Genomic DNA, 26,310 nt, shown 5'->3' with positions numbered 1-26,310 from the left:
AGTAAACACCGAAACACCCGTAGTATTCCGGCGTGACTGGGCGAACGAATGAAATCAGGTGAACACTTCCTCCTCAGTCTGCCGGTCGTCGGGTGGATGCTCGCAGCGCTCGGTGATCGATACTCCTCGCGCCAGCGGGCAGCACTCGCGGGCTACGGCCTGGGTCTCGGCGTGCTGATCGACCTCGATCATTTCCTGCTCGCACGGCTCCGCGTCGGCGACTGGCGACACGCCCGGAACTGTCTCCGGAACCCGAAACGGGTGTTCTTCGATCAGAAGAACCTGTTCGAAGGAACTGGCGGGATGGCGAACCTCCGATTGCTGAGCCACGTCCTCATCGCTGGCCCCCTCACCGTGCTCACAGGATTGATCGATCGGCGGCTCGGCATCCTGACCGGCGCAGTACTCTACGTCCACGTCCTCGCGGACCTGCTCCGAGACAACGATATCGTCTGAGCTACGCCTCGATCGCGTCGAGCAGCAGGTCCGCACCGAGATCGATCTCGCGCTCGGTGACGTCGAGCGGCGGGAGGACCCGGAGCGTCTTGTGACCACAGGCCAGCGTGAGCAACCCTTGCTCGAACGCGCGTTCGAGTGCGGCATCGCGGGCTTCCGGGGTATCGAATTCGAGCGCCAGCATCAGGCCCTTCCCGCGCACGTCGATCACCGGCTCGGGGTCGGCGTCGACGACGCGCTCGGTGAACTGGCGGCCGCGTTCGGTGGCGTTCGCGAGGAGATCGTGCTCCCGGATGGCGTCGATCGTGAGCGCGCCCTGCATCGACGAGAGGATGTCGCCAGCACCCCACGTCGAGGAGAGCCGGCCTTCCTCCTCGGGGAACACGTCCGACCGCGAGATCGTCGCCCCGACCCGGAGTCCTTTCGCTGCGGTGATGACGTCGGGCTCGATGGGGTAGTGATCCGCGCCCCACCATTCACCTGTGCGCCCCATCCCCGACTGGATCTCGTCGGCCACGAGCGCGATGTCGTACTCCTCACAGACCGCGGCGACCTCGGTCATGAACGCCTCGCTCGGCGGGTGATACCCGCCTTCGCCCTGGATCGGCTCCATGATGAGGTAGGCGACCTCCTCTGCCGCGACCGAGCCGGCGGCCTCGCTCAGCATTCGGCGGAGCTGTGAGGTATCGCCAGCGAAGAAGCCACACGAGCAGGTGTCGGCGTCACACGTCCGATCGCGGCAGAACGGCACGTCGTGGACCCCTGAAATCTCGGGGAAGTCGCGGCGGTACACCTGCTTCGAGCGGTTGAGCGAGAGCGCGCCGAGCGTCCGGCCGTGGAACGCCCCCTCGAAGGTGATGCCGTAGCTCCCGCTGCCGTCGTAGCAGATCTTGATCGCGTTCTCGACCGCCTCCGCGCCGGAGTTCGAGAGAAACACCTGATCCATGTCGTACTCGCCGGTGATCTCGGTCAGCCGTTCCATCAGCCCTGCCGGCCCCGGGAAGTCGGGATCGTCGGCCGGCCCCGACCCCACATAAAAGTCGTGGCCCGCGATCTTCAGCGGGTCCACGAGATCGAACTCCGCCATCGGCTCCATGATCTTCGGGTTGTTGTACCCGAGCGGCGCGGCCCCGACGTGGCAGGGGAAATCCATCAGGACGTTGCCGTCGACATCGGTGCAAAAGGGGCCGTCCGCGGGGGCGGTCGGGTCCCAGACGAACTCGTAGACGTGAGTGCTCGGCGCGGCGACGCGGTGCTGGCGATCGACCCACTCTTTGGCCCGCTCGCCCGGGAACCCCCGGACGCGTGGCTCCGCAGTATCACGGTCCATGTAGCCGTCGGACGGGCCGGGGTCTTAACTAATTCGTTGTGGTTCGGTCAATACTTGCTTCAGGCGTCGACGTACTGTGACTCCCACTCGCGGCGAGCGTCGATCTCGCGACGGCCGCGGCGGGTGAGATCGTAGTAGTTGGTCCGCCGGTCGAGCTGTCCCTTCTCGACCAGTCCCTTCTCGACCAGCGTATCGAGGTTCGGATACAGCCGCCCGTGGTGGATCTCGGACTCGTAGTACTCTTCGAGCTCCTCCTTGACCGCGAGTCCGTGTGGTTCGTCCTGGCCCGCGATGGTGTACAACAGGTCGCGCTGAAAGCCGGTGAGATCGTGCATGAGATGTTTCGCCAGTATGTGTTTGATTATCATAAGTATATCGGAACTGTCCATCGTCGGGAACGACGGTAGCGCAAGCAATGGGTGATCCACGTCCGATTTACTGCGGTTTCATCCGTCACTGGGTTCGGTCGTATCAATCGCTCACCAGCATCAACGCCACGAGAAATGAGAGCTCATGTCAGTGACGATCGATTCCGAGCGTCGTCACTTTGTTTCGTGGATCATGGGAAAGCAGCCGGCGCGGGAGAAAAGCCCGCGTCGGCGGCTTGCCGCCCTGAATTGGTCCCCGCTGACGCTTCGGCCCTCCAAGCGAAGCGTCACTCATATCCAACGGTCAGTCACACTTAACGCTATCGGCCGGTTCTCACATGTGCTCCTCTTCGAGCGCCCACCCAAGGGCGCGGCGGTAGTAGGTAAACATCTGCCTGACGCCCTCGTGGTTCATCTCCTCGTCGTCCAACTCCTCCATGAGAAACTCGTACTGGTCGCGAATTTCCTCTTCGGAGCGCATACCCCGGCTACGGGCGAGCACGTCAAGAACCTTGACCCGTCGGTCGCAGTCAACCGCCCCGCGCCGCGAGGGTTCCCTCTCCGTTGATCAGCGATCCGTTTTTTGTCGGGGGCGGTGGCGCGCGGGAGCGAAGCGCGGCGCGATCGAAGGGAAGGCCGTGGATGCGAACGGGGAGGCACGACCCGTGAGCACGCCTTTGGCGTGCGACTCGTGCGAGGGATGAGTGACGCGAGGTCGAAGACCGAGCGGAGCGAATCGGTTGGGGAGGGAGTGGCCTGCGGGCTCTCACTTGAGTCGTGATCGGTGCGGCTGAGTCGGTTGCGCGCTGGATACTACGACAATCGTTTGGCTGTCACAGGCCGATATCACGCCCGCTCCAATCGCGAGATTCCGTGCCAGACTGCGTTCACGAGCCTCGTCTCGCCCGCTCCCTCTGCGTCGTCCCAGCCGCGTGCGAGTGCATCCTCGATGAGGTCGAGCGAGTGGTTCTCGAAGTTGCTCGCCCCTCGGAACGCTTCGAGCGCCTCGCGGTCGGCCTCGCCGAACGATTCCTCGGCTGTCGCACCATCGAACCCCGCTTCGTTGAGCGCTGTTGCGACCGCCTCTGCGGTTTCGCCCTCCAAATTCCGCGTTTCGGCTGGCGGTTCGCGTTCGAGAAGCGTGACGTCGTAGAGCCGGAAGACGCGTTCGAGTTCGTCGATCGGGTGTTCGTGGTCGTCGACCCGGACATCGATCCAGCGGTCGTTGCCGCCGTCGTAGCCGCCCTCGGGTTTCACGACGTAAAGCGCCGCGCTCTGCTCGCCGCGCTTGTCGCCACCGGCCTCGTTGCCCGCCTGCAACGCGGCGATGAGTTTCTCGGGAAGACCCCCCTCGGTGGTCTCGTAGGTCTCGGCCATCGCTTCGAGGGTGTCGGGGTTTTCGAGGATGTTGCCCTGCACGGTGTAGTCCTCGCCCTGGATGTCGCCCGCGTACGCGAAGCAGTCGTCGCCGGTGAACGCCGCGATCGAGCCGTCCTGGCCCACGACGCCCACCTGGCGATCGGGTGCGTCGTCGTCGGCTTCGGTCAGTCGTTCGACGACCTCGCTCGCGGTGTGGCCCTCACGCAGCAGGTCGAGTCCGTCGGGGCCGTAGGCGACGTTCGCGAAGCTCTGGGTCGCGATCGCGCCCGCGTTGGCGCTCGCGAACGGGACCACCGAGCCCACGCTGACGAACTTCGACTGGACCGCGACACCCACCGCATCCTGGTCGGGATCGCGCGCGACGATCGAGAACGTGCTCGGTCGGGGAGTCGGCATACCACCGCGAGGCGGGCCACCGGCAAAAGCGTTGATTTGCCCGTGGACTCCTCGACCCACCACCTCTGGCGGAAGCGGTCGGCGCGCGGCGGGCGCGTCGCGGTGCAGAGACGCGCCCGCTCGTGCGAGGGATGATTGAGCGAGAGCGGCACGAGCGTAGCGAGTGCCGCCGAGCGAAGGAGTCGGTTGGGGAGGGTGTGGCCTGCGGTTCTCAGTTGTCCCGTGCGAGTACGAAGCACCTCACATCCGTATCGAATTGCAGTCCCATCGAGCGATTCCGGAAGCGAATCCACGCGTAGGCGCGAATCGTGGGACGAAAGCGATTAACCGCCCCCGCGCGCACCGCCGGTCGATGGTCGGGAGTGTCGATGAGTCGGAATCGCTGTTCTCGGGGCGCGAGATCCTCGCGATCGGGTGGATCGGACTCACGTCGGTCGTCGCGCTGAACGTCATCGTTCGGTGGACGAACGGCGGACTCATCGAGAAGATTCGGGGCGCAACGCCCACCTACTGGCCGATCAGCATCTTCACCGTCCGGCTGGGTCGCCTCCAGCCAGGCTGGGCGATCGGGGCGACGGCTGCCGCGGTCGTGGTGTTCGTGCTGGCCGGTGCGTACTGCCGCCGACGAGACACCGGAATCGCACCGATCGTCGTGGCCGGCGTCGTCCTGCTCGGCCTCTCGAACCTCATCCACGGGTTCGACCACGGATTCGTCGCGCCGCTCGCCACCCGCGAGGGATACTATCAGATGGCACCCGGGATCACCGACCCGCTCGCGTTCATCCAGATGTACGAGGCGAACCAGCTTTCGTACGTCGTCCACGCGCGCACGCACCCGCCGGGATCGGTGCTCACGTTCACGCTGCTCGACCGGGTTTTCGGCTCGCGCGCGCTCATTTCGGCCGCCATCGCGCTCGTCTCGCTGCCGACCTCCGCCGTCCTCCTCTACCGTCTCGTCGGGACGTACTACGAGCGCGACGTCGCGCGGTACGTCACCGTCCTGTTCGTCCTCCTGCCCGCGGTCCAGATCTACTATCTCGCCTCGCTCGACGCGATCATCGCCACGCTCATGCTGGGTGCCGTGTACTTCTTCACCCGCGAGTCGTGGCTCGCGACCCTCGGAACGTTCGCGTGTTTGCTCGTGGTGTCGTTCCAGATGTTCCTGTCCGTCTTTCTCGTGCCCGTGTTGGCCGCCATCGCCATCCACCGCCGCGAGAAGCGCGTCCCGTTCGTGGCGATCCTGATCGGCCTCGTCGGATTCTACCTGTTCGTCGACATCGCGCTCGGCTACAACTACCTCGACTCGTTTCTGCTCGCCTCGAACCAGCAAAACCCCGGGGGATTCCTGCTCACGGCCAAACCGGCGTGGTACGTCTACACCCGGCTGGAGGACGTCGCCGAGATCGCGCTCTTTTTCACACCCTTTCTTTGCCTGCTCGCGATCCGTGGCGCGCGGGCGCTCCGGCGTGACGTACTCGGTCGCGCCGGGTGGCTCCCCGCGAACGCACCCGAGCGCGAACCCATGCTGATCGTCGGGGTCGCCGTCGGGTCGTTCGCCGCGCTGCTCGCGGCGGGGGTCTATCACACCGGCGAGACCGCTCGCGGCGCGATGTATCTCTACCCGTTCTTGCTGCTGCCGGTTGCGGCCGCGGTGAAGCGGATCGGCCCTGACGAGCGCGAGCGGTGGCTGCTCGCCGCGGCGGTGTTCGGGCAGTCGCTCCTGATGCAGCTCGTCGGCGGCTACCTCTGGTGAGCCTCCTTGATCGTTTCACCCTCCTCCCTCGGACGGTCGCTTTTCGGCCGTGAGCGGTTGGCGAGCGGTGAGGGTACAGTCGAAGACAGGATGTTCGACGACGTGGCGCACGAGCAGGTGGCGTCGGCCACCGGTCACGCCGGGCATGTCGACGTCCGCCGCGGTGAACGTCGCCGGTAGCGTCGCGTACTGTTCTCGGAGCTCCGCAAACCCGTCGAACACCTTTCGATGACCCGACGAGTCCGCACCACGGCGCGAGACGACGTAGCTTCCGTCGGCGCGGTGGGTGCCGACCGTGTGGACGTACTCGCAGCGCTCGGTCAGCGCCTCGCCAAGCTCCGCACGGAGCGCGGCGGCCGCATCCCTGCTGACGGTGTGTGTCCGTCCGGGAAGCGAAACGACGACGCGATCGCCGTCAGATCGAACCGATACCTCATCGCCGGAGAATTTCTCGATCAGGAGCGTGAGTACTCCGTGACATACGACTCCGAATTCCCCGCCGATCATCATAAACCCTCGTGGTCGTGCAGACGTCGGATCACTGTTCGGCGGGCCGTCCGTCGGGCACCACACCGCGATAGTCCCGTTTTTCACCCTGGCGACCAAGGAAACGATATGCGCATCCGCGGGGAACGCGAGTGCAAGGACTGCGGGACGCGGTGGTCGTACTACGAGACCGGGAGCGTGAGCTGTCCCGATTGTGGGAGTCGCCGGAGCGTCGGCGTCGGCGAGCGTACCCGTCACACCGCGAGTGCGGCGACGCTCGACCTCTCGGGCGCGCGTGATCGCCTCGACGCTGGCAGCAGCGACGATGCCGACATCCGTGCGGCGGCCGAGCGTGCAGCCGAGACGTGCCGAGCGTTCGTCCGCCAGCACGGGTTCATCGCTGCCGGCGAGTTCGAGCCGCTCGACGCGACGTATCTCGCGGCGCTCGAGCTCCGCCACGTCGCCGAGGAGCTCGCGCGCACGATGCGGACGGACGATCCGGCAGAGCGGTACTTCCTCTCGCTGCTGAGCGGGGCCGATCAGGGCGAGCGCCCGCCACCCGACGAGGTCCCGGAATCGCTCCGCGTGGCTCGCGGACTGGCGGCCGCCGAGGCCGTCGCGACGTACCGCCGGGAGGCGGGGACGTATCTCGACGACCATCCCGACGAGGCTGCGAGTGCGGCCTTCGGGTCGCTCACCGAGCACCGCAAGCGCGTCGCGGCGCTCGACGGCGACGTGGCTCCCGAGACCGCCGAACGACTCGTTCGGACCGCACAGGACCTCGGCCGGTATCTCCGCGACGACGACGAGACCGCGCTTGCGACCACACGCGATCGACTCGATCGTCTCCGTGACGACGTGTAGCTGCCGGGCGGATAGCCGCCGGTAATAGCGGTTGTTCGATCGCTGTCAGCCGTTTCGTTCGTCGTCGAGCAGGCGAGCGTAGAGGCCGTGGTCGAACGTGTTCTCGGGAAGCGAGTCGTGCCATGCAACGTCGTCGATCACCTCGTCAGCGAGCCCGGGATCGTCCGTCAGGACCGTATCCCCGGGCGTCGCGTCGAACACTGCGAAGTGGAAGACGAACGCGTCGTCGCCGTCGGTGAACGTCTGCTCGGCGATCGCCGCGAGCCCGTCGATCCGTACGTCGATCCCGGTTTCCTCGCGCGTTTCGCGGGCCGCGCCTTCCCCCGGTGTCTCGCCCGGTTCGAGCATCCCACCGGGGAGGAGCCACTGGTCGTCGTGATGGACGAGCAGAATCTGACCGTCGTGGACCGCGAGTACGCCAACGCCCCAGCCCCGCTCGGCGCGAGCGCGCGCTGATTCCAGTCCTTCAGTGTCGATCTCGAATGTGTTCTCGCTCCGAAGAACGTCTCCGTGATCGGCAGCGAGGGCGTCGGGGGCCGGATCGGGCTTCGACCGCGTTACCGGATCGTCCTCCGAATGCTGACTCACTCGTACAGCGGGTGTCGGTCGGTGAGCGCGTCGACATCGGCGGCGACCTCCTCGCGAACGCTTTCGTCGTCGGGAGCGTCGACGACGCGTGCGATGCAGTCGGCGACCTCCCGACAGGCTTCTTCGTCGAACCCGCGGGTGGTGAGGCCGGGCGTGCCGGCGCGGATGCCGCTGGCGACAAAGGGCGAGCGCGTCTCGCCTGGCACAGTGTTCGCGTTCAGCACGATACCAGCCTCCTCCAGGGCCTCCTCGACTGCCTTGCCCGTGGTATCGGGGTGCGAATCGCGGAGATCGACGAGCACGAGGTGGGTGTCGGTCCCGCCCGAGACCATCGAGAGGCCGTGTTCGGCGAGGCGGTCGCCGAGCGCCGCGGCGTTGTCGACGACCTGCTCGGCGTACGCGTCGAACTCGGGGTCGAGTGCCTCACCGAACCCGACAGCCTTCCCGGCGATGTTGTGCATCAGCGGCCCACCCTGCATCCCCGGGATGATCGCGGAGTCGATCGCATCGGCGTGCTCGTCGCTCGACATGATGATCCCGCCCCGCCCCGCGCGAATGGTCTTGTGCGTCGAGCCGGTGACGAAGTCCGTGATCCCAACGGGGGAGGGATGGACGCCCGCAGCCACGAGGCCCGTGATGTGGGCGATGTCCGCGAGGTGGTACGCACCGACCGATTCGGCGGTGTCTTGGATCCGCTCCCACTCGACTTCGCGGGGGTACGCCGAGTAGCCCGAGACGATCATGTCGGGCTCGAATTCCTCGGCGTGGTCGGCGAGCGCCTCGTAGTCGATGTAGCCCGTCTCGGGATCGGCCTCGTAGTTCTCGACCTCGTAGATCTGGCCCGCGAAGTTCTTCGGATGCCCGTGGGAGAGGTGGCCGCCGTGAGTCAGATCGAGCGAGAGGATCTTGTCGCCGGGATCGAGGGTGGCGAGGTACACCCCCATGTTGGCCTGCGAACCGCTGTGGGGCTGGACGTTGACGTACTCGGCCCCCCAGAGCTCCTTCGCGCGGTCGATGGCGAGCTGCTCGACGTCGTCGGCGTACTCACAGCCGCCGTAGTAGCGCTCGTCGGGATACCCCTCGGCGTACTTGTTGGTGAGTTCGCTGCTCTGGGCCTCCATCACTGCCTGGCTGACGTGGTTCTCGCTCGCGATCATCATCAGCGTCTCGCGCTGGCGGTCGAGTTCGCCGTCGAGCGCGTCGGCGACCGACGGATCGACCTCCCGAACACGGTCGTAGTCCATGACCGCACTCTCACCCCCAGGGTCAATATACTGTCGAAGGGAACAAGATTCAGCCGCTTCCGACCGTCCCGCACTCGAAAATGATTCGGTACCCTTCGCGGTTTTATCGACGATTCGGGGTCACGCCGAGACGGACGAACCCCGCCACGTCGCCGCTATCCAGCGACTTATTCGGGCTGCGATCGTACGTCTCTCGATGGCCGAACTGAACGAGGACGTCTTCGCAGCGGCACGACAGCGGGGACGAACTCTGCTGACCGAGGAGCTCGTCGCGCTGATCGAACGCCACCATCCCCACGACCGCCCGGGCATCGAGCGCGACATCGTGACCCGGTATGCCGACGGTCTCGACACCGATGAGCGAAGCTCATCGAGCAGTCGGGACGGAGATCCCGACGACGACGGGACGTCGTTCGATTTCGACCGCGACGCGTTCCTCGACGAGGTCGACGCCCGCCTCGCCGACACCGAGACGTGGCAGGGAACCGACGCGCTCTACGCACCCGAAGACGACCGGGTGAGTCGGTACCCCGCGAGATGGCACGACGCGCTCGGTGGTTCGACGGACGTCCGCGAGTTCGTCGTCTTTCTGCTTGAGGAGACCGATGGCTACCTCGACGACCTCGAATCGGGCGGGGCGGGTCGAGGCATCCCCGAGGACGAACTGCTCGACGTCGTGAGCGTGGTCGGCCGGACCGACCGCGAGACCGCGAAAGCGCGAGTGGAGAGCGGCCGGAAGGCTGGCGATCTCGTCGAGGACGCAGATCAGCATCCGGAGGCGCGCGTCCGACCCAGAGAATAGGGAGTCTTTTGCGCCAGGGGCCGCTGGACCGGGCATGAACGTCGGTATCGTCGGGAACGGGCCCGCTGCGGACGCGGTTCGAGCGGCGCTCGCCGACGCTGACGCCACGGTCGAAGCGATCGAGCCCGCTGCGATCGGCACGACCGACCTCGGGGTCGTGATCGACGAGGTGGGAGCCGCCGTTTTCGAGCGCGCGAACGATCACGCCCGCGAGAGCGAAACTCCGTGGCTCGCGATCGAGCGCGGCGGCGTTGGCGGCCGGGCCGTCTGCGAGGCGTCCGTCGCAGGATTCGGCTCCGAGACGGCGTGTTACGAGTGTCTCCGTCGGCGTGTCGAAGCGAACGCAGACGACGAACCGTCCGAAGACGATCTCGGCGAAAGCGAGGCGAACGAGTCCGGGCTCGACGCCACGACGGCGTGGCTCGCGGGCGCGCTCGCGGGCACCGAGGTGCGCCGGCTGTGCGCGGGCGAGCCCTCGCGGGTGCTCGGCGGCGTGATCGAACTTCCCCACGCCGAGCGCCGCGTGCTCCCGGTGCCGAACTGCGGGTGTGCGAGCGCCGGGAAGGATCAAGACCGTGCGCTCGCACGCGATTTCGAGGATCGCGCCCTCGACGACGCGCTCGGCCGGGCCGAACTGGCGCTCGACGATCGAGTGGGAATCGTCCACGAGGTCGGCGAAGCTGCGTCGTATCCTGCACCGTACTACCTCGCACGGACCGGCGACACCGCAGGATTCAGCGACGCGAGCGCTGCGAGCGAGGCCGCTGGCGTCGCGGGCGACTGGGATCGAGCATTCATGAAAGCGCTCGGCGAGGCGCTCGAACGCTACAGCGCCGGGATCTACCGCGACGAGATGTTCACGCACGCGGCCGCGAACGACCTCGACAGCGCGGTTTCACCAAGCGCGTTCGTTTTGCCCGAAAGTACCGAGGTGACTGACGACGAGTCGATCCCGTGGGTTCAGGGCGAGGAAGTGCAAAGCGGTGCGTCGGTCCACCTGCCGGCGGAGTTCGTCCAGTTCCCGCCGCCCGAACGCCGTCACGGGCCACCGATCACCACCGGGCTGGGACTCGGAAGCTCGGGAGCCGCGGCGCTGTGCTCGGGGCTGTACGAGGCGATCGAGCGCGACGCCGCGATGGTGTCGTGGTACTCGACGTTCGATCCGCTCGGTCTCGCGGTCGACGACGAGGAGTTCACGACGCTCGCCGCGCGGGCGCGCTCGGAGGGGCTGAACGTGCAGCCGGTTCTGCTGACTCAGGACGTCGACGTTCCAGTGATCGCGGTCGCGGTCGAGCGCGGTGAATGGCCGCACTTTGCGGTCGGCTCCGCCGCGGACCTCGATCCCGCCGCGGCCGCCCGGTCGGCACTCGCTGAGGCGCTCCAGAACTGGATGGAGCTGCGTGCGATGGGGCCTGATGCCGCAGCGGCCGCCGAGGGCGCGATCGGGGAGTACGCCGAGACGCCAGGCGATGCAGCCGCCTTCTTCGGGAGCGACGCCGGCGTTCCGGCCGCGAGCGTCGGCCCCGATCCGCTCCCCACCGGGGTCGACGAACTCGAAGCGCTCACGGAGCGCGTCACTGACGCTGGCCTCGATCCCTACGCTGCACGGCTCACTCCGCCGGACGTCGAACGACTCGGCTTCGAGGCGGTTCGCGTGCTCGTCCCCGAGGCCCAGCCGCTGTTCACCGACGAACCGTACTTCGGCGAGCGTGCGGAGCTGGTGCCGCGCGAATCGGGCTTCGAGCCACGACTCGACCGCGAGTTCCATCCGTATCCCTGAAGCGACGCGAACGGGCGAGCGTGTGGACGGGACACGAGTTTCGCCCGTATTTTTGAGCCGAGTGGCGGTCGCGGAGCGGTGGCGGCTGCGGGCCTGGCGGATGAAGGGCGAGGGCGCGAGCGGTGGGCGGCGCGAGTGCAGCGAGGGCCGCCAAGCGAGCGCCCGAGGGCTTCGGCGGTGCGGGGTCTGCGGTGCGGTTGCGGAGAGTGCCAGCGACTCTACCGCGGGTGAGCGCGAAGTCGTCCGAAACGGCTTCGCCGTTTCGTGATGCCGAAAATCACGGAACGATTTTCGGGCCACGCGAACGAGCGGGTGTTTTTAGTCCAGGTTTTCGAAAGGCGCGAAGCACCTTTCGTGATGACGAGACCGAAGCCGTCTCGAACCACTTTCGTGTAAAAAGTGGGCTCTAGATCCCAAAGGTCGCCCGGAGCATGTCACGCGTTCCGGGGCCGAGGCCGACGACGATGACGGCGAGGAGGAGGAGCAGCGAGTAGCGCGGGCTCTCCTCGATGATCTGATCGTCGAACAGCCAGAGAATGCCGACCGCGAGCGCGACCTTCACGACGAGGAACGGCCACGAGTCGCCGACCGCATCGATGAACGATGCGGGAAACACCGTCTCGGTGAAGCCGACGATGATCGCGTTGACCGGGTGTTTGGCGGTATACCGGAAGGGCAGCCCGATGGCGTCCCACCAGTCGGAGGCGAGGACGTTCGCCACGCCGTCGACCGCCTGAGCCCAGAGCACGGCGAGACCGACGAACCCGGTCCCGGCGTTGATCGCGGGTTCGACCCGTTCGATGACGAGATAGACGCCACCAGCGATCAGGGCTGCAAGGCCGAGCGTGAGGACGAGCATCTGTGGGTAGAACCCAACGAACTCGGTACTGATGGCGAGGAACGTCAGATAGCCGAGGGTGGCCACGAGTGCGAGCGTCCCGAAGGCCGCGAGCGCACCGTAATACTCCTCGACGATCTCCCGGCGTGAGAGCTGGAGCGCCGCAAGCAGCGCGACGAGCGTGACGAGAAACACCGTCAGGTAGATGATCGGACTGATGATCAGGGTGTTCGCGGGGTAGGCGATCGCGGCAGTCGCGTCCGCCGGGACGGCGTCGTTCGCGTCCTCGACCACGCGGAGCGCACCACCGAACAGGGTGAACGGCAACAGGGCGTACAGCAGCCGGCGGTCGGTCCCGACGCCGAGGCGTTTGATGAGCAGGAGCACGCCGATCAGCATGAACAGGAGCGTGAGCGCGTACCCGATCTCGGAGATGATCGTGTACCCCGGCTCGGCGACGACGGCTCCCTGCGCCGCGGCGGCCTGACAGGCGTCCGCCTCGCCGAACCGGCTGACGACACCGTCGACACGAGCCGAACAGACGGCGTTGTGCGCGTCGGCATCGATCGGTCCCCAGAAGTACTGCCAGAGGAACTCCGAATACACCTGCCGTGGGAACGCGACCGCGCTCCCCGCGACGACGATCACCGCCGCGACCGCCGCCGTGAGCCACCCCCGGACGGGATCGACACGGTCCGCTATCGCTGCCATACCTGAGGCGGTTCCGCCGGCGGTTTCACGGTTCCGGTTGCGCGCGTCGCGGACGCACAGCTTGGCAGGATGAGTTCGGCAGTAGTGTTGCGAGGGCAAGACGCTCCATCTTGCCCGCACTTTCGTACCACACGAGGTGGCACGCAGTGCGAGGGACAGGATTTGAACCCGTGGACCTCTACAGGAGCGGAGCTTGAATCCGCCGCCGTTTCCAGACTTGGCTACCCTCGCACGCGCTCGCCTCTCGCCCGGCCGAGCGCTAAAGCGTTGCGGACGCCGGTCATGGCTGGGTCTTCGGGCGTCGGCTTCAAGCGACTGGAGTCGGTACTCAGAATATGGACGATCACACCCGCGATCCGTCGGTGGGGCCGCCTCGCGGGAACCCGACGGGCTGGCGGGCGGACGGCCAGTGGGAGCACGCGACCCTCCGCCGGGCGGTCGTCCACGGCGTCAGGCTCTACAACGCCGGCGAGTATCACGCCTCACACGACTGCTTCGAGGACGAGTGGTACAACTACGGCCGTGGGAACACGGAATCGAAGTTCTGCCACGGAATGGTCCAGGTCGCGGCGGGCGCGTACAAGCACCACGATTTCGAGGATGACGCGGGGATGCGCTCGCTCTTTCGAACCGCACTCGACTACTTCCGTGGCGTCCCTCGGGATTTCTACGGCGTGGATCTGCTCGACGTTCGGACCACCCTGACGAACGCGCTCGACGATCCGACGGCGCTGCACGGTTGGACGATCCGACTCGACGGCGAATCGCCCGAAGCGCGCCCGGAAGACGTCGAGTACGCGGCGGCGCTCGACTGAGCTACCAGCCGAGTGCCGCCCGGCGCTCGTCGGCCATTGCGATGAACTCGGCGGTCCACGGCGACAGCGCCGGCCGATCCAGCGCCGCGTCGATCGACAGCCACTCCACGGCGGCGACTTCGTCCGGGGCGGCGATCCGTGCCTCGCCGTCGTCGTGCCGACACAGAAACACGACGTTCACGCAGGGCGTGCCGTCGTCGGCCGTGAACGCGTTGCTCTGGACGTACTGCGGGTCCGTTATCGCGATGGCGACCTCCTCGCGGACCTCGCGCCGGAGCGTGTCTTCGAGGACGTCCCCGGTCTCGCTCGCCTCGACCGTCCCGCCGACGAGCGCGAGCGCACCGGCGGCGTGGTCCTCGGCGGCCGCGCGCTCGACGAGTAGGTACTCGCCGTCGCGGTAGATCGCGGCCTCGGCGTTCACGGCGTATCGGCCGTCGCAGTCAGTCATGCGGCAGTTTCCAAGAAGAACGGTTCGTGATCACGGTACGTTCCGTGCCAGTACCGGACCACTCAAAAAGGCGGGGTCGTTAGGGATCGTAGATGCGAATCGAGCAGCTGGGCGACGGCGAGCCCGAAATCGCCGTTGTCGGCGGGATTCATGGCGACGAGCCGTGCGGCGTGCGTGCGGTCGAACACCTCATCGACACCCAGCCGGACGTCGAACGCCCGGTGAAGTGTATCGTAGCGAACGAGGAGGCGCTGGACCGGGAAACACGGTACGTCGAGGACGATCTCAACCGAGTGTTCCCCGGCGATCCCGACAGCGCGTCGCACGAGCGACGCCTCGCCAGCCGACTCCTCGCGGAGCTCCGAGGCTGTCGGGTCCTCTCGATGCACTCGACGCAGTCGTATGCGGACGCGTTCGCCGTCGTCGGCGGCGACGGACTCGCCGTCGCGGAGTCGGTCTGTCCGTATCTCACACTCGACGCGGTGATCGACGCGGGCGCGTTCACCGAAGGACGGCTCGTGGGGTACGCCGACGTGGTCGAAGTCGAGTGTGGCTACCAGGGCTCCGAAGAGGCCGCGACGAACGCCGTCGCCATCTGTCGGGAGTTCCTCGCCGCGGTCGGCGCGCTCCCCGGCGGCGAGCCACGCGCCAGCGACGTCCCACTCTACCGGCTGCAACACCTCATCCCGAAGGGGCCGGCGTCGGGCTACGAGGTCTTCGTCACCAACTTCGAGCGCGTCGCGGCCGGGGAGGCCTACGCGGCCGCCGGCGACGAGACGCTCGTCGCGGAGAAACCCTTCTATCCCGTGCTGATGTCGCCGTATGGCTACGAAGACGAGTTCGGCTACGCCGCCGAACTCGCCGGCAAATTCGGCGGTGAGCCGACGCAACCCGATCCCGAACAGCGACCATCGGGCGCAACCGAGTCGTGACCCGCTTGATCGTTCATCGGGTGTGAGGCCGGCAGAGAGACGGGTGTGACCATCCGCCCCTGCATCGAGACGGCGGATGAACGCCTATCGCACCCCTTATGATGGGATCGTCCATCGGATCGAACGAGATGAACGCACTCCTTCACCTCGGTCTCGACCATCCAAACTTCGTCTGGATCGCCGTCACCGCCGTCCTCGCGTTCGCCGCCGGGCTCGGCGTCGCCACGCTCCGCGTTTTCACGGGCGAGGAAACGACTGCCGAGACCAAATCCGCCGACGAGCTACGATAGCGGTAGTTGGTCGTGGAATCCGGTAGACGACGGTCAGCCGACGCCGAACCGCGACGAACGCGTTGGGACGGTTCACGGCGAGGTGGCGGGCTCCCCATCGTGTGGCCGCAAGAACGTGAACGGATCGGCGGTGACCAGGTCATCGGATGCTTCGCCGGAGAACGTGTTGGACTGTTGTGACCCCAGCTGTAGGGTCTTGGCATCGGCATTGGACGAGAAGTCGATACCGTCGAGTTCCAGCCAGAACACGTTCGGCGTGAACGCCGATTCGAAGTAGTAGATCCGGTCTTTGTGATCCGCGACCGTTCGCCATCGCGTTGATGAGATGTGTGGCTCGTCGGGGGTGCCGATACCGTAGGGGACGGACACGTTGCGGAGCACGCTGAACACGCTCGCGGTCGCGGTGCGGCGATCCTCGACCTGCGGGATGGCGTTGATATAAAAGCGAGCACGCACGAACCGGTCTGCTGGCCGGTTCGTTCCGGGGAGCATGACGGTGCCGCCGATCTGATCCCAGTACTCGGCCAACGCGAGCTGCTTGTCGAACGTCGGCGAGTTGGTCATGACCTGGTAGTCGCGGTCGTGGTGAACGACGAGCTCGCCATCGATGAACTCCATGATGGCGCTGTCCCCGGTGGGATCCGACAACGACAGATGTAACGCCGCAAAGCGATCCTCGTCCGGCACCTGTTGGGTTACTATGACGAAATCCTCATTCCGGATCGCCTCGACGGCTTCGGCCACGGTAGCGAAACTGTCGAGCATGTACTGTGCCCACATCGAGATCGGCAGAGCGGACGCTTCGCCGTCCCAGTCGGGGTACTCCGACTCGGGCAGCCACAGCAGATTAGCCATAGCCCCGACTCGTTCATGCCATCGGTAGTACAGACGTCGTAGGCGGTAGTGACCACACTGCCGTACTCGGCCGTCCAACTCTCGTAGGGGAAATCGGTCTCGCTGTTGCGCTCGACGCCACGGGGCAGCACCCAGATATTGGAGCCGATTTCTCGCACCCAATCCATCGATCGAGCGGTCAGTACACGGCCCTCGGACCCGAGATAGACCAAGCGGCTACACATCGGCACACCAACCGAACGTGACCCCTCCGGCATTCGTCTTTGTGAGCAACATTCCCATGTTACTTGTTCCCATCAGACAAAAAAGCTATCGGCGCCGCTGGTGGATTGGACGGGATCGTGCGAACCGAGAACATCGATCCTGGTTTCCCATACAGGTCCGCCGAATCCGTGCAAAGTTCCTCGCTCGAAGCGGGTCGTTCACCAGTTCTCCGAGTGAAACGACTGCTACCCACGTACGCTATCTACCACTCCGGACGATCCTCGAACCCGGACACGCTTTCGCTTCCCGTGTGGATGGGGTAGCATCGGATTCGCACCGACGCGCGGCGCCGCCGCTCACGGGGTGGTTCAGGTATCGGGCGGGGCGAACTCAACGAGCGTCAGCTCGCGGTCGAGATGACAGTAGTCGTGTGGTGGATCACCGATCACCTCCTGGATTCGGTACTCGGCATCGAAGTCGGCTCCGGCGGGTTCGCAGTGCTCGTGGCTCGGACACTCGGTGTGCGGACACGGACCTTTCAACCTCGCCTTGCTGCCGGCGTACGCGCTCTTGGGGGAGACGTTCGCCATCATGGGTGCGGGTTCGACGTCGACCGCCCGAACACCGGTATCGTGGACACCACATTCGAGCGTCTGAGTGTTCTCCCGAACCCCGGTAATGCGGTACTTCACCCCCTCGCGCAGGTTGAGACACTGATCGCGATAGGGACAGCCCTCACACGCGCTCGCCTCGCCCTGGTAGACGAACTCGGTGCCGACCTCCGCGAGCCGCGTCCCGACGAGTGTGATCTGTGACATGCCTCGAACTACGCCACGAACCCGAATAAGAACACGGCTTCGATGGAGGGACCAGTATGATTCCGCGCACGAGGTGCGATTCGCCGATCCACCGATGAGGTCACGTGAGACGGCCCCATACGGAGCCGCATGAGCGATCGAATCCCCGTGACGGTCGTCGTGGACGAGGAGACGACCATCGACGTCGAACGGGGTGACACCCTGCGGGATGCACTGCTCGAACACGGCTTTCCGGTCTACGGCACGCTCTCGCAGTACGCCAACTGCGGCGGTCGGGGGCTGTGTGCGACGTGCACAGTAGAAATCGATCCCGCCCCAGAGCCGACCCACTGGCACGACGCCGCAGCCGTCCGGTTCGGGTATCCACGGCTCTCGTGCTGTATCGAGGTCGAAGAACCGCTGACGGTCGGCCTCCTCGACAAACACGTCTGGGGACAGGTGCTCCCGCGCCGAGTGACGCCGGAGTGAGACGCCGTCCGCAGTGAGACGTCCTCACGGCCGCAGCCGAGAGTGTCCGAGCCGGCCGTTCGAGCGGTGCCGACGCCGAGTGGCGTCCACGCTGGGTTCCGGCTGGAATCTCGGGAGGATCGCCGCGACCGACCGCTATTCGTGTCCGGTCAGCTCGTCGAGTTGTTCGAAGTATTCCTCGCGAGGGACCTGATAGAGCCCTCGGTAGTCGACCTCACCGGCGGCGAAGCGCTCCGCGAGATCGATCGCTCCTGCGACGGCCGCTTCGTGGTCCTCGAACCGATCGGCGTCGCGGTCGACGTCGGGTTCGAGATACAGCGTGACGTACCACGAGTCGCCGGTGGTAGAGCGGTCGGCCCCCGGACGGCGCGACCGCCGGCCGTGGGTGAGGTAGATCGTCGGGAGACACGGAGCCGGGAACTCGTGACTGTCGAACACGTCCGGCCGGTAGACCAACACGCACCGCTCGGCCGACTCGTTCCAGACGTTCCAGCCGGCCGGAAGCGCGTCGAAATCGCTCACAAACCATCATCCGCGGCCGTCCCTCAAAGCGTTCGTGGTCGGACGACAGTCCGTCGAGATGGAATCTCTGGCGAGAGTAGGGACAACGGTTTTACGCATCCGACCCCTCCTATATTATAGTATTGGTGGGAAGCCCTACCATGCTATACCGCCCCGATGCGCTCCGCGGATCAGCTGTCCCGACACCGATCGTCGATCGCGTCGTTTCCCGACGAGAGCGCTACCCGTGAACACATGGCACGACAACGGCGCGCGCCGGCCCCCACCGGTGCGAACGCGCGGTCGGTAGCCAGTCCCCGTGTGAGCGGGGCGACGAGGTGACACAATGTCAGGCGATACCGAAACACTCGAAAGCCTCAGCGAGGAGTACCGGGCATCGATTCCGACGGACCTCCGCACGACCCGGCCGTTCCAGTGGTATCTCGACGAGGTCCACGACGAGCCACGGATCGCCCGCAACGCCCACCAGCGCGTCGCGGACATGTTCGATTTCTACGGTACCGAGTACGACGAGGAGGACGGCGTCGTCGAGTACCACCTCGCGAGCGAGGATCCCCTTTTCGACGGTGAGAACACCTTCTACGGCCGGGAGATCCACGAGGCGATCCACGAGTTCGTCAACAAGGTCAAATCCAGTGCGCGCGGGCTCGGTCCCGAGCGCCGGATCAAACTGCTCCTCGGTCCCGTCGGATCGGGCAAATCCGATTTCGATCGCCAGGTCCGTCGGTACTTCGAGGACTACACCACGCGCGAGGACGGGCGACTGTACACCTTTCGGTGGACCAACCTGTGTGACGTGATCGCCGATCAGGACCCCGCAGACGACGTCGTCCGGTCGCCGATGAACCAGGACCCGCTCGTCCTCTTGCCGCTCGATCAGCGGACCCGCGTGGTCGAAACGTTGAACGACCGCCTCGACGCACCGTACTCCATCCGGAACGAACAGGCGCTCGATCCCGCCTCGGAGTTCTACATGGATCGGCTGCTCGATTACTACGACGACGACCTCCAACAGGTGCTCGAAAACCACGTCGAGGTCGTCCGACTGGTGATCGACGAGAACAAGCGCCGCGGGATCGAGACGTTCGAGCCGAAGGACAAAAAAAACCAGGACGAGACCGAGCTGACGGGGGACGTCAACTACTCGAAGATCGCGGTCTATGGGGAAAGCGATCCCCGCGCGTTCGACTATTCGGGGGCGTTCTGTAACGCGAATCGGGGAATCTTCTCGGGCGAGGAACTCCTCAAGCTTCAGCGGGAGTTCCTCTATGACTTCCTGCATGCGACCCAGGAGATGACGATCAAGCCGAAGAACAACCCCCGAATGGACATCGACCAGGTGATCGTCGGCCGGACGAACATGCCCGAGTACAAGGAGAAAAAGGGCGACGAGAAGATGGAGGCGTTCAACGACCGCACCAAGAGAATCGATTTCCCCTACGTCCTCCAGTACGGCGAGGAGGCCAACATCTACCAGAAAATGTTGAAGAACGCCGACGTGCCCGACGTCAACGTCGAACCCCATACCTTGGAGATGGCGGGCCTCTTCGGCGTGCTCACCCGAATCGAGGAACCCGACTCGGGCACCGTGGACCTCCTCCAGAAGGCGAAAGCATATAATGGAGAAATCGACGAGGCCGAGGACGTCGACGTGAAGAAACTGCGGGAGGAGGCGACCGAGACCGCCGAGATCGGCGAGGGGATGGAAGGCGTCTCGCCCCGGTTCATCGGCGACGAGATCGCGGAGGCGATCATGGACTCGATGCACCGCGAGCGAAGCTTCCTCTCGCCGCTGACCACGTTCAACCACCTCGAATCGAACCTTGAGAACCACGGTTCGATCGCGGAAGACCTCTTCGACACCTACTATCGCTACCTCGAACTCGTTCGCGAGGAGTACAGAGAGCGCGCGATCGAGGACGTCCGGCACGCACTGGCCTATGACTTGGACGAGATCCAGCGCCAGGGCGAGAAGTACATGGACCACGTGATGGCGTACATCGACGACGACACCGTGGAGGACGAGCTCACCGGGCGCGAACAGGGCCCCGACGAGACGTTCCTTCGCTCCGTGGAGGAAAAACTCGACGTGCCCGAAGACCGGAAGGACGACTTCCGCCAGGAGGTCTCGAACTGGGTCTCGCGGCGAGCGCGCGAGGGCGACACGTTCAGCCCCCAGGACAACGACCGACTCCGACGCGCCCTCGAACGGAAGCTTTGGGAGGACAAGAAACACAACATCAACTTCTCGGCGCTGGTTTCGTCCGGCGAGATGGACGACGACGAGCGGAGCGCGTGGATCGACGCGCTGCGCGAGCAGGGCTACTCCCGCGGGGGAGCCAAGGAGGTGCTCGAGTTCGCCGGCGCGGAGGTCGCCAAAGCCGAGATGGAGGAGTGATGACCGACCACGACCGGACTCACGACGAGTCCGTGCCGACCGACGAGGAACCCACCGTGATGGACGGAGCGGCGGGCAAGGACTACGTCACGGCCGCCGACCGCGCGCTCCGGGCGACCTACGAGGAGCCGATGAGCCTCGCCGAGTACGTGGACAGAGCGCTCGAAGAACCCGCGATCGCCGCCCACGCCGCGAAGTACCTCGTGAGCGCGATCGAGTCGATGAGTACTCGAACGGTGATCGAGGAGGGCGAAGAGAAGGAGCGCTACCGGTTTTTCGACGACCCGCACAACGACGGCGAGCACGCGATCCTCGGCAACACCGAACTCCTGAACGGGTTCGTCGACGACCTCCGGTCGATCGCGGCCCGCCGCGGAAAAGAGGAGAAGATCATCTGGTTCGCGGGGCCGACCGCGACCGGGAAATCGGAGCTCAAGCGGTGTCTGATCAACGGCCTGCGCGAATACTCGAAGACCGACGCTGGCCGGCGGTACACCGTCGAGTGGAACGTCGCGGGGGCGGGCGACGGACCGGGGCTGACCTACGGCGACGAATATCAGGACGACGAGGACGACTGGTACGCGAGCCCGGTCCAATCCCATCCGCTCTCGGTGTTCCCACCCGAGGTGCGCGTGGAGATCGTGGCCGCGATCAACGACCGCCGCGACGACGAGATCCCGATCGTGGCCGAGAGCCGGCTCGATCCCTTCTGCCGGGAGGCGTACGAGTATCTCGAAGACCGGTACCGCCGCGAGGGTGTCGAGGATCGGTTCTCGGCGATCACGAACCCGAGCCATCTCCGGGTCAAGAACTACGTCGTCGATGTCGGTCGGGGGATCGGTGTACTCCACTCGGAGGATTCGGGAAGTCCCAAGGAACGCCTCGTGGGGTCGTGGATGGCAGGGATGGTCCGCGAACTCGAATCAAGGGGACGGAAGAATCCCCAGGCGTTCAGCTACGACGGCGTGCTTTCGCAGGGCAACGGCCTCCTCACGATCGTGGAGGATGCGGCCCAGCACGCAGACCTCCTCCGAAAACTACTGAACGTGCCCGACGAGAGGAGCGTGAAGCTGGACAAGGGGATCGGAATGGACGTCGACACCCAGCTGATGATCATCTCGAACCCCGACCTCGAAGCCCAGCTGAACCAGCACGCCGAACGCAACGATCAGGACCCGCTGAAGGCGCTCAAGCGCCGGCTCGACCGTCGAGAGTTCCGGTATCTCACCAACCTCTCGCTCGAAGCCGAGCTGATCCGGCGCGAACTCACGAACGAAACCGAAATCTGGCAGGCCGAGTCGTACAGCGAGCTGGCGACGAAGATCCGCGAGCCGCTCACCGTCGACGTGCGCGACGAACACCGGGTCAAAACGGTGGAGCTCGCGCCGCACACGGTCGCGGCGGCGGCGCTGTACAGCGTCGTGACGCGGCTCGACGACGACCTTCCCGCAGGACTCGATCTCGTCGACAAGGCGCTACTCTTCGATCAGGGCTACCTCCAGCGCGGCGACGAGCGCGTCGACGGCGACGAGTTCGAGTTCGAGGACGGCGCGGACGGCGAGTCCGGGATCCCGGTCACGTACACCCGCGACGTACTCGCGGACCTGTTCTACGCCGAACGCGACCGCCACCATCCCGATCTCGCCGTGGAGAACGTCGTTCTGCCCCAGGACGTGCTCGACGCGATGGCCGAAGGGCTCGCGGACGCACCAGTGTTCTCGGCTGACGAGCGCGGCGAGTTCGAGAGCCGGGTCGTGACGGTGAAAAACGAGGTGTTCGACCGCCAGGAGGACGACGTGCTCGAATCGATGATGCGAGACAAGCGCGTCGACGAGGACACCGTCGCGGAGTACGTCGAGCACGTCTACGCCTGTCTCTTATACACATCNGAGATGTGTATAAGAGACAGGTCAGAGAGTTCCGCACGGAGAACATCATCACCGCGCTGAATCGCCACGCGTGGCACAACCGCGACGAGGAGTTCCGAGCGAGCGACGTCGCGCTCACCGAGATCCCCGTGATCGACTCGGTGCTCGGAAGCTACGACTGGGACGACGTGCGCCGCACGTTCGAGGATTTCGACCCCCGCCAGTGGGACGACCCGCCAAGCGGGACCGAGACCGCCCGCTGCAAGGAGGAGACGATCGACAACATGATCGACCTGTTCGGCTACACCGCGGCGTCGGCGGAGCTGACGAGTCGGCACGTCATGAGCCAGATGAGCTACCAGTGGTCGCGGAGGGGCTGAGATGGGACTCCAGGACGACCTCGAACGCTACCGGGAAGTCGGCGAGGAGCGCCGCGAGGACCTCGCAGAGTTCATTCAGTACGGCGACCTCGGCGGGAGCCGTCCGGACTCGGTCCGCATCCCGATCAAGATCGTCGATCTCCCGGGGTTCGAGTACGACCAGCGCGATCAGGGCGGGGTGGGCCAGGGCGACGGCGACACGCCCGAGCCGGGCCAGCCGGTCGGGGAGCCACAGCCGGACGACGGCGACGAGGACGGCGAGCCGGGCGAGGAGGGTGGCGAGCACGAGTACTACGAGATGGATCCCGAGGAGTTCGCTCAAGAACTCGACGAGCGCCTCGGGCTCGACCTCGAACCCAAAGGCAAGCAGGTCGCCGAGGAGGTCGAGGGCGATTACACCGACATCACCAATACAGGTCCGGACTCCACGCTCGACTTCGAGCGGCTGTTCAAAACGGGGCTGAAGCGCAAACTCGCGATGGACTTCGACGAGGAGTACGTTCGCGAGGCGCTCCGGGTGGACGGGATGGGGCCACAGGCGGTCTTCGAGTGGGCGCGCGCGAACCACCTCCCGGTCTCCCGAGCGTGGATCGACGACGCCTACGCGAGCCTCCCGGCGGCCGAGCGCACGAGGTGGGAAAGCATCGAGGCGATGGAGGCGAACGTCGAACAGACCGACACCGCGACCCGGATTCGCCGAGAGGGGATCGATCACGTCCCGTTCCGCCGAGAGGACGAACGCTACCGCTACCCCGAGATCATCGAGGAGTACGAGAAAAACGTCGTCGTCGTGAACATCCGGGACGTCTCGGGGTCGATGCGCGAGGGCAAGCGCGAACTGGTCGAGCGCACGTTCACGCCGCTCGATTGGTATCTCACCGGGAAGTACGACCACGCGGAGTTCGTCTACATCGCCCACGACGCCGACGCGTGGCGGGTCGACCGCGACGACTTCTTCGGGATCCGTTCCGGCGGTGGGACGAAAATCTCCTCGGCGTACGAACTCGCGAAGGAGGTCTTGGAGGAAGAGTACCCGTGGAGCGACTGGAACCGGTACGTGTTCGCGGCGGGCGACTCCGAAAATTCGAGCAACGACACTGAAGAGCGCGTCGTCCCGCTGATGGAGGAGATTCCGGCGAACCTCCACGCGTACGTCGAGACCCAGCCCTCGGGCAACGCGATCAACGCGACCCATGCCGAGGAGATAGAGCGGAGCTTCGCCGACGCGGGCGACGTCGTGGTGGCGTACGTCACCTCGCCCGACGACGTGGTCGACGCGATCTACCGCGTGCTCAACACGGAGGACAACGATGAGTGACCGCATCACCGCCCAGCGCATCGCGCGCGAACTCGAAGCACCGGTCACGGAGGCCGCGAACCTCGCCCGGAAACTGGGGCTCGATCCCTACCCGGTGAACTACTGGATCGTCGATCACGACGAGATGAACCAGCTGATCGCCTACGATGGGTTCCAGACGCGGTACCCCCACTGGCGGTGGGGGATGAAGTACGACCGCCAGCAGAAACAGACCCAGTTCCTCGGCGGGAAGGCCTTCGAAATCGTCAACAACGACGATCCCGCTCACGCCTTCCTCCAGGAATCGAACTCGTTGGCCGACCAGAAGGCGGTCATCACCCACGTCGAGGCCCACGCCGACTTCTTCGCACACAACCAGTGGTTCGGGCTGTTCACGGGGGGTGAGACCCCGAACGCCGCGACGATGCTCGCGCGCCACGCCGACACGATCGACGAGTACATGAGCGATCCCGAGATCGACCGCGAGGACGTCGAGAAGTGGATCGACACGATCCAGTGTCTCGACACCAACATCGATCGCCACCAGGCGTTTTCGAGCGCGACCGAAGAGGAGGGTGAAACCGTCGAACTCGACGACATCGCCGACCAGCTCGACGACCTCGATCTCGGGGCGGACGTGGTCGATGAGGTGTTCGACGAGGAGTGGCTCGAATCCCAGCGCGACGACGAGGAGACCGCCACGATCCCGAAAGAGCCCGAACAGGACCTCCTCGCCTTCTTCTGGCGACACGGGATGGCGTACGACGAGGAGGCGGGCAAGGCGGTCGAGATGACCGAATGGCAGCGCGACGTCCTCGAAATCCTTCGACGCGAGGCGTACTACTTCGCGGCCCAGCGGATGACGAAGGTGATGAACGAGGGGTGGGCGGCGTACTGGGAGTCGATGATGATGGGCGAGGAGACGTTCGCGGGGGCCGACGAGTTCCTGAACTACGCCGACCATCAGGCACGCGTGCTCGGCTCGCCCGGACTCAACCCCTACAAGCTCGGCAAGGAACTCTGGGAGTACATCGAGAACTCCGTGAATCGCCGCGAGGTCATCGAGCGTCTGCTCCGGGTCGAGGGGATCACATGGCGGAACTTCCACGACGTGATCGACTTCGAGACCGTTCAAGAACAGCTCGCGCCCGATCCGACCGTCGACGTGATTTCACGGGAGCGACTCGATGCGCTCGATCCCGACGACCCGCGGATCGACGGCGAAGCCCTCGAACGCGCACGGGCAGGCGAGATCGACGTTGAGAGCTATCCCTGGAAGGTGTTGACCGAGGCGGGGATGGCCGAGCGCCACTACTCGCTCGCGAAACCCCGGAATCGCGGATTCGTCCGGCGGACGAGTCGCGAGGAGCTCGAACGCGTCTCGCGCTACCTGTTCGACGGGGAGCGCTACGAGAGCGTCGACGACGCGCTCGCCGAGATCGATCGGTCGGCGGGATGGAACCGAATGTTCGAGATCCGCGAGAGCCACAACGACGTCACCTTCATCGACGAGTTCCTCACCCAGGAGTTCGTCGACGACAACGACTACTTCACCTACGAGTACACCCAGGCGACCCGGGACTTCCGGGCGACCTCGACCGACTACGAGGACGTCAAGAAGAAGCTCCTGCTCCAGTTCACCAACTTCGGCAAACCCACGATCACCGTTCACGACGGCAACTACAACAACCGCAACGAACTCCTCCTCGCCCACCACTACAACGGCGTGATGCTCGACGTCGAACAGGCGAAACAGACCTTAGAACGCGTCTACGACCTCTGGGGACGGCCCGTGAACCTGAAGACCGTCGTGAAGGAGGTCGACGAACACGACCTCGAAGTGGCGAAGCGCCGCGAGCGCGAACCCGACCCCGAGGAGCGCGGGAAGCTCATCCGCTACGACGGCGAGAGCTTCACCACCGAGGACCTGGCGTGGGAGGCGGTCGAGGAGATCGCGGCGACGGACGTCGACTACGACACGAAACCCGACGAATGGCTCGCCTGAAGACGGAGGGTCTT

The 26,310-nt window shown here is 65.5% G+C and carries 24 protein-coding genes, 1 tRNA gene and 2 pseudogenes; 14 read left to right on the top strand and 13 right to left on the bottom strand.

Going from position 1 to position 26,310, the window contains the following annotated elements; genetic code table 11:
* Window positions 1-48 precede the first annotated feature (48 nt).
* The gene (locus C450_RS13925) at window positions 49-456 is read left to right on the top strand and encodes a hypothetical protein (RefSeq protein WP_005044497.1); all 408 of its coding nucleotides are present in this window, start codon (window positions 49-51) and stop codon (window positions 454-456) included.
* Window position 457: 1 nt separating this feature from the next.
* On the opposite strand, the gene C450_RS13920 is transcribed toward C450_RS13925, so the two are convergent.
* From C450_RS13920 to C450_RS13910, 4 genes are all read right to left on the bottom strand, one after another.
* Window positions 458-1,786, bottom strand: a complete 1,329-nt coding sequence (locus tag C450_RS13920) for a class-III pyridoxal-phosphate-dependent aminotransferase (protein ID WP_005044496.1) — start codon at window positions 1,784-1,786, stop codon at window positions 458-460.
* A 59-nt stretch (window positions 1,787-1,845) separates the two neighbouring features.
* Window positions 1,846-2,121 carry a PadR family transcriptional regulator gene (locus C450_RS13915; protein WP_005044495.1) on the bottom strand — a complete coding sequence of 92 codons (276 nt, stop codon included), beginning with the start codon at window positions 2,119-2,121 and terminating at the stop codon, window positions 1,846-1,848.
* A gap of 367 nt (window positions 2,122-2,488) precedes the next feature.
* Window positions 2,489-2,635: a hypothetical protein gene (locus C450_RS22455; RefSeq protein ID WP_005044493.1), complete on the bottom strand. Its 147-nt coding sequence runs from the start codon at window positions 2,633-2,635 to the stop codon at window positions 2,489-2,491.
* A gap of 365 nt (window positions 2,636-3,000) precedes the next feature.
* Window positions 3,001-3,930 carry a DUF1028 domain-containing protein gene (locus tag C450_RS13910; protein WP_005044492.1) on the bottom strand — a complete coding sequence of 310 codons (930 nt, stop codon included), beginning with the start codon at window positions 3,928-3,930 and terminating at the stop codon, window positions 3,001-3,003.
* Window positions 3,931-4,282: 352 nt separating this feature from the next.
* Here C450_RS13910 and C450_RS13905 point away from each other — a divergent pair, with 352 nt between their 5' ends.
* Window positions 4,283-5,683, top strand: a complete 1,401-nt coding sequence (locus C450_RS13905; protein ID WP_005044491.1) for a hypothetical protein — start codon at window positions 4,283-4,285, stop codon at window positions 5,681-5,683.
* A gap of 15 nt (window positions 5,684-5,698) precedes the next feature.
* On the opposite strand, the gene C450_RS13900 is transcribed toward C450_RS13905, so the two are convergent.
* Complete coding sequence (locus tag C450_RS13900; RefSeq protein WP_206536859.1) at window positions 5,699-6,190, bottom strand: DUF7528 family protein; 492 nt, start codon at window positions 6,188-6,190, stop codon at window positions 5,699-5,701.
* 108 nt (window positions 6,191-6,298) lie between these two features.
* Here C450_RS13900 and C450_RS13895 point away from each other — a divergent pair, with 108 nt between their 5' ends.
* Window positions 6,299-7,033 (top strand): DUF7117 family protein, encoded by a 735-nt coding sequence (locus C450_RS13895; protein ID WP_005044489.1) that lies wholly within the window; start codon window positions 6,299-6,301, stop codon window positions 7,031-7,033.
* Between the two features lie 45 nt (window positions 7,034-7,078).
* Here the strand turns inward: C450_RS13895 and C450_RS13890 are convergent, their stop codons facing one another.
* Both C450_RS13890 and glyA read right to left on the bottom strand, forming a co-directional pair.
* Window positions 7,079-7,621 (bottom strand): NUDIX hydrolase, encoded by a 543-nt coding sequence (locus C450_RS13890; RefSeq protein ID WP_005044488.1) that lies wholly within the window; start codon window positions 7,619-7,621, stop codon window positions 7,079-7,081.
* Window positions 7,618-8,865 (bottom strand): serine hydroxymethyltransferase, encoded by a 1,248-nt coding sequence (gene glyA / locus C450_RS13885; protein ID WP_005044487.1) that lies wholly within the window; start codon window positions 8,863-8,865, stop codon window positions 7,618-7,620. The genes C450_RS13890 and glyA overlap by 4 nt, the downstream gene beginning before the upstream one ends.
* Before the next feature lie 196 nt (window positions 8,866-9,061).
* Between glyA and C450_RS13880 the strand changes: the two genes are divergently transcribed.
* The 3 genes from C450_RS13880 to C450_RS21710 are packed head-to-tail and all read left to right on the top strand — an operon-like array spanning window position 9,062 to window position 11,715.
* Window positions 9,062-9,667 carry a hypothetical protein gene (locus C450_RS13880; RefSeq protein WP_005044486.1) on the top strand — a complete coding sequence of 202 codons (606 nt, stop codon included), beginning with the start codon at window positions 9,062-9,064 and terminating at the stop codon, window positions 9,665-9,667.
* Window positions 9,668-9,701: 34 nt separating this feature from the next.
* The gene (locus C450_RS13875) at window positions 9,702-11,447 is read left to right on the top strand and encodes a YcaO-like family protein (protein WP_005044484.1); all 1,746 of its coding nucleotides are present in this window, start codon (window positions 9,702-9,704) and stop codon (window positions 11,445-11,447) included.
* Window positions 11,448-11,499: 52 nt separating this feature from the next.
* Entirely contained in the window at window positions 11,500-11,715 is a 216-nt protein-coding gene (locus tag C450_RS21710) for a hypothetical protein (protein WP_152424508.1), read from the top strand.
* A 138-nt stretch (window positions 11,716-11,853) separates the two neighbouring features.
* On the opposite strand, the gene C450_RS13870 is transcribed toward C450_RS21710, so the two are convergent.
* Together C450_RS13870 and C450_RS13865 are read right to left on the bottom strand one after the other, a co-directional pair.
* Window positions 11,854-12,996 (bottom strand): DUF63 family protein, encoded by a 1,143-nt coding sequence (locus C450_RS13870; RefSeq protein ID WP_005044483.1) that lies wholly within the window; start codon window positions 12,994-12,996, stop codon window positions 11,854-11,856.
* A 147-nt stretch (window positions 12,997-13,143) separates the two neighbouring features.
* Window positions 13,144-13,227 (bottom strand) — tRNA-Leu (locus tag C450_RS13865).
* 104 nt (window positions 13,228-13,331) lie between these two features.
* Between C450_RS13865 and C450_RS13860 the strand changes: the two genes are divergently transcribed.
* Window positions 13,332-13,811 carry a DUF309 domain-containing protein gene (locus tag C450_RS13860; RefSeq protein ID WP_005044482.1) on the top strand — a complete coding sequence of 160 codons (480 nt, stop codon included), beginning with the start codon at window positions 13,332-13,334 and terminating at the stop codon, window positions 13,809-13,811.
* A 1-nt stretch (window position 13,812) separates the two neighbouring features.
* On the opposite strand, the gene C450_RS13855 is transcribed toward C450_RS13860, so the two are convergent.
* Window positions 13,813-14,259 (bottom strand): NUDIX hydrolase, encoded by a 447-nt coding sequence (locus C450_RS13855; RefSeq protein WP_005044481.1) that lies wholly within the window; start codon window positions 14,257-14,259, stop codon window positions 13,813-13,815.
* Window positions 14,260-14,351: 92 nt separating this feature from the next.
* Here C450_RS13855 and C450_RS13850 point away from each other — a divergent pair, with 92 nt between their 5' ends.
* Entirely contained in the window at window positions 14,352-15,191 is an 840-nt protein-coding gene (locus C450_RS13850; protein ID WP_005044480.1) for a succinylglutamate desuccinylase/aspartoacylase domain-containing protein, read from the top strand.
* A gap of 128 nt (window positions 15,192-15,319) precedes the next feature.
* Window positions 15,320-15,481 carry a hypothetical protein gene (locus C450_RS22450; RefSeq protein WP_169317823.1) on the top strand — a complete coding sequence of 54 codons (162 nt, stop codon included), beginning with the start codon at window positions 15,320-15,322 and terminating at the stop codon, window positions 15,479-15,481.
* A 72-nt stretch (window positions 15,482-15,553) separates the two neighbouring features.
* Here C450_RS22450 and C450_RS13840 read toward each other — a convergent pair.
* Both C450_RS13840 and C450_RS13835 read right to left on the bottom strand, forming a co-directional pair.
* Window positions 15,554-16,560, bottom strand: a pseudogene (locus C450_RS13840) (linear amide C-N hydrolase).
* A gap of 348 nt (window positions 16,561-16,908) precedes the next feature.
* Window positions 16,909-17,358, bottom strand: a complete 450-nt coding sequence (locus C450_RS13835) for a UPF0179 family protein (protein ID WP_005044478.1) — start codon at window positions 17,356-17,358, stop codon at window positions 16,909-16,911.
* Between the two features lie 129 nt (window positions 17,359-17,487).
* Here C450_RS13835 and C450_RS13830 point away from each other — a divergent pair, with 129 nt between their 5' ends.
* Window positions 17,488-17,826: a 2Fe-2S iron-sulfur cluster binding domain-containing protein gene (locus tag C450_RS13830; RefSeq protein ID WP_005044477.1), complete on the top strand. Its 339-nt coding sequence runs from the start codon at window positions 17,488-17,490 to the stop codon at window positions 17,824-17,826.
* 135 nt (window positions 17,827-17,961) lie between these two features.
* Here C450_RS13830 and C450_RS13825 read toward each other — a convergent pair whose 3' ends face one another.
* The gene (locus C450_RS13825; RefSeq protein WP_005044476.1) at window positions 17,962-18,348 is read right to left on the bottom strand and encodes a DUF5820 family protein; all 387 of its coding nucleotides are present in this window, start codon (window positions 18,346-18,348) and stop codon (window positions 17,962-17,964) included.
* Window positions 18,349-18,673: 325 nt separating this feature from the next.
* Between C450_RS13825 and C450_RS13820 the strand changes: the two genes are divergently transcribed.
* The 4 genes and pseudogenes from C450_RS13820 to C450_RS13805 all read left to right on the top strand — a co-directional run bounded on the left by C450_RS13820 (window position 18,674) and on the right by C450_RS13805 (window position 26,296).
* Window positions 18,674-20,746 (top strand): PrkA family serine protein kinase, encoded by a 2,073-nt coding sequence (locus C450_RS13820; RefSeq protein WP_005044475.1) that lies wholly within the window; start codon window positions 18,674-18,676, stop codon window positions 20,744-20,746.
* A gap of 59 nt (window positions 20,747-20,805) precedes the next feature.
* A pseudogene (locus tag C450_RS13815) lies at window positions 20,806-22,994 on the top strand (PrkA family serine protein kinase).
* Window position 22,995: 1 nt separating this feature from the next.
* Entirely contained in the window at window positions 22,996-24,312 is a 1,317-nt protein-coding gene (locus tag C450_RS13810) for a YeaH/YhbH family protein (RefSeq protein WP_005044474.1), read from the top strand.
* Window positions 24,305-26,296 carry a SpoVR family protein gene (locus C450_RS13805; RefSeq protein WP_005044472.1) on the top strand — a complete coding sequence of 664 codons (1,992 nt, stop codon included), beginning with the start codon at window positions 24,305-24,307 and terminating at the stop codon, window positions 26,294-26,296. Before C450_RS13810 ends, C450_RS13805 begins: the two co-directional genes overlap by 8 nt.
* Window positions 26,297-26,310: the final 14 nt, after the last annotated feature.

It is taken from the genome of Halococcus salifodinae DSM 8989 (assembly GCF_000336935.1).
Classification (GTDB): domain Archaea; phylum Halobacteriota; class Halobacteria; order Halobacteriales; family Halococcaceae; genus Halococcus; species Halococcus salifodinae.
The sequence above is the reverse complement of the archived record's forward strand: the minus strand, read 5'-3'. Positions and strand labels throughout refer to the sequence as shown.

Excerpts from the sequence above, each read along its gene's own strand:
- C450_RS13925 (WP_005044497.1), top strand. The coding sequence starts at position 49 with ATGAAATCAGGTGAACACTTCCTCCTCAGTCTGCCGGTCGTCGGGTGG.
- C450_RS13920 (WP_005044496.1), bottom strand. The coding sequence starts at position 1,786 with ATGGACCGTGATACTGCGGAGCCACGCGTCCGGGGGTTCCCGGGCGAG.
- C450_RS13915 (WP_005044495.1), bottom strand. The coding sequence starts at position 2,121 with ATGCACGATCTCACCGGCTTTCAGCGCGACCTGTTGTACACCATCGCG.
- C450_RS22455 (WP_005044493.1), bottom strand. The coding sequence starts at position 2,635 with ATGCGCTCCGAAGAGGAAATTCGCGACCAGTACGAGTTTCTCATGGAG.
- C450_RS13910 (WP_005044492.1), bottom strand. The coding sequence starts at position 3,930 with ATGCCGACTCCCCGACCGAGCACGTTCTCGATCGTCGCGCGCGATCCC.
- C450_RS13905 (WP_005044491.1), top strand. The coding sequence starts at position 4,283 with ATGGTCGGGAGTGTCGATGAGTCGGAATCGCTGTTCTCGGGGCGCGAG.
- C450_RS13900 (WP_206536859.1), bottom strand. The coding sequence starts at position 6,190 with ATGATCGGCGGGGAATTCGGAGTCGTATGTCACGGAGTACTCACGCTC.
- C450_RS13895 (WP_005044489.1), top strand. The coding sequence starts at position 6,299 with ATGCGCATCCGCGGGGAACGCGAGTGCAAGGACTGCGGGACGCGGTGG.
- glyA (WP_005044487.1), bottom strand. The coding sequence starts at position 8,865 with ATGGACTACGACCGTGTTCGGGAGGTCGATCCGTCGGTCGCCGACGCG.
- C450_RS13880 (WP_005044486.1), top strand. The coding sequence starts at position 9,062 with ATGGCCGAACTGAACGAGGACGTCTTCGCAGCGGCACGACAGCGGGGA.
- C450_RS13875 (WP_005044484.1), top strand. The coding sequence starts at position 9,702 with ATGAACGTCGGTATCGTCGGGAACGGGCCCGCTGCGGACGCGGTTCGA.
- C450_RS13870 (WP_005044483.1), bottom strand. The coding sequence starts at position 12,996 with ATGGCAGCGATAGCGGACCGTGTCGATCCCGTCCGGGGGTGGCTCACG.
- C450_RS13860 (WP_005044482.1), top strand. The coding sequence starts at position 13,332 with ATGGACGATCACACCCGCGATCCGTCGGTGGGGCCGCCTCGCGGGAAC.
- C450_RS13855 (WP_005044481.1), bottom strand. The coding sequence starts at position 14,259 with ATGACTGACTGCGACGGCCGATACGCCGTGAACGCCGAGGCCGCGATC.
- C450_RS13850 (WP_005044480.1), top strand. The coding sequence starts at position 14,352 with ATGCGAATCGAGCAGCTGGGCGACGGCGAGCCCGAAATCGCCGTTGTC.
- C450_RS22450 (WP_169317823.1), top strand. The coding sequence starts at position 15,320 with ATGAACGCACTCCTTCACCTCGGTCTCGACCATCCAAACTTCGTCTGG.
- C450_RS13835 (WP_005044478.1), bottom strand. The coding sequence starts at position 17,358 with ATGTCACAGATCACACTCGTCGGGACGCGGCTCGCGGAGGTCGGCACC.
- C450_RS13830 (WP_005044477.1), top strand. The coding sequence starts at position 17,488 with ATGAGCGATCGAATCCCCGTGACGGTCGTCGTGGACGAGGAGACGACC.
- C450_RS13820 (WP_005044475.1), top strand. The coding sequence starts at position 18,674 with ATGTCAGGCGATACCGAAACACTCGAAAGCCTCAGCGAGGAGTACCGG.
- C450_RS13810 (WP_005044474.1), top strand. The coding sequence starts at position 22,996 with ATGGGACTCCAGGACGACCTCGAACGCTACCGGGAAGTCGGCGAGGAG.
- C450_RS13805 (WP_005044472.1), top strand. The coding sequence starts at position 24,305 with ATGAGTGACCGCATCACCGCCCAGCGCATCGCGCGCGAACTCGAAGCA.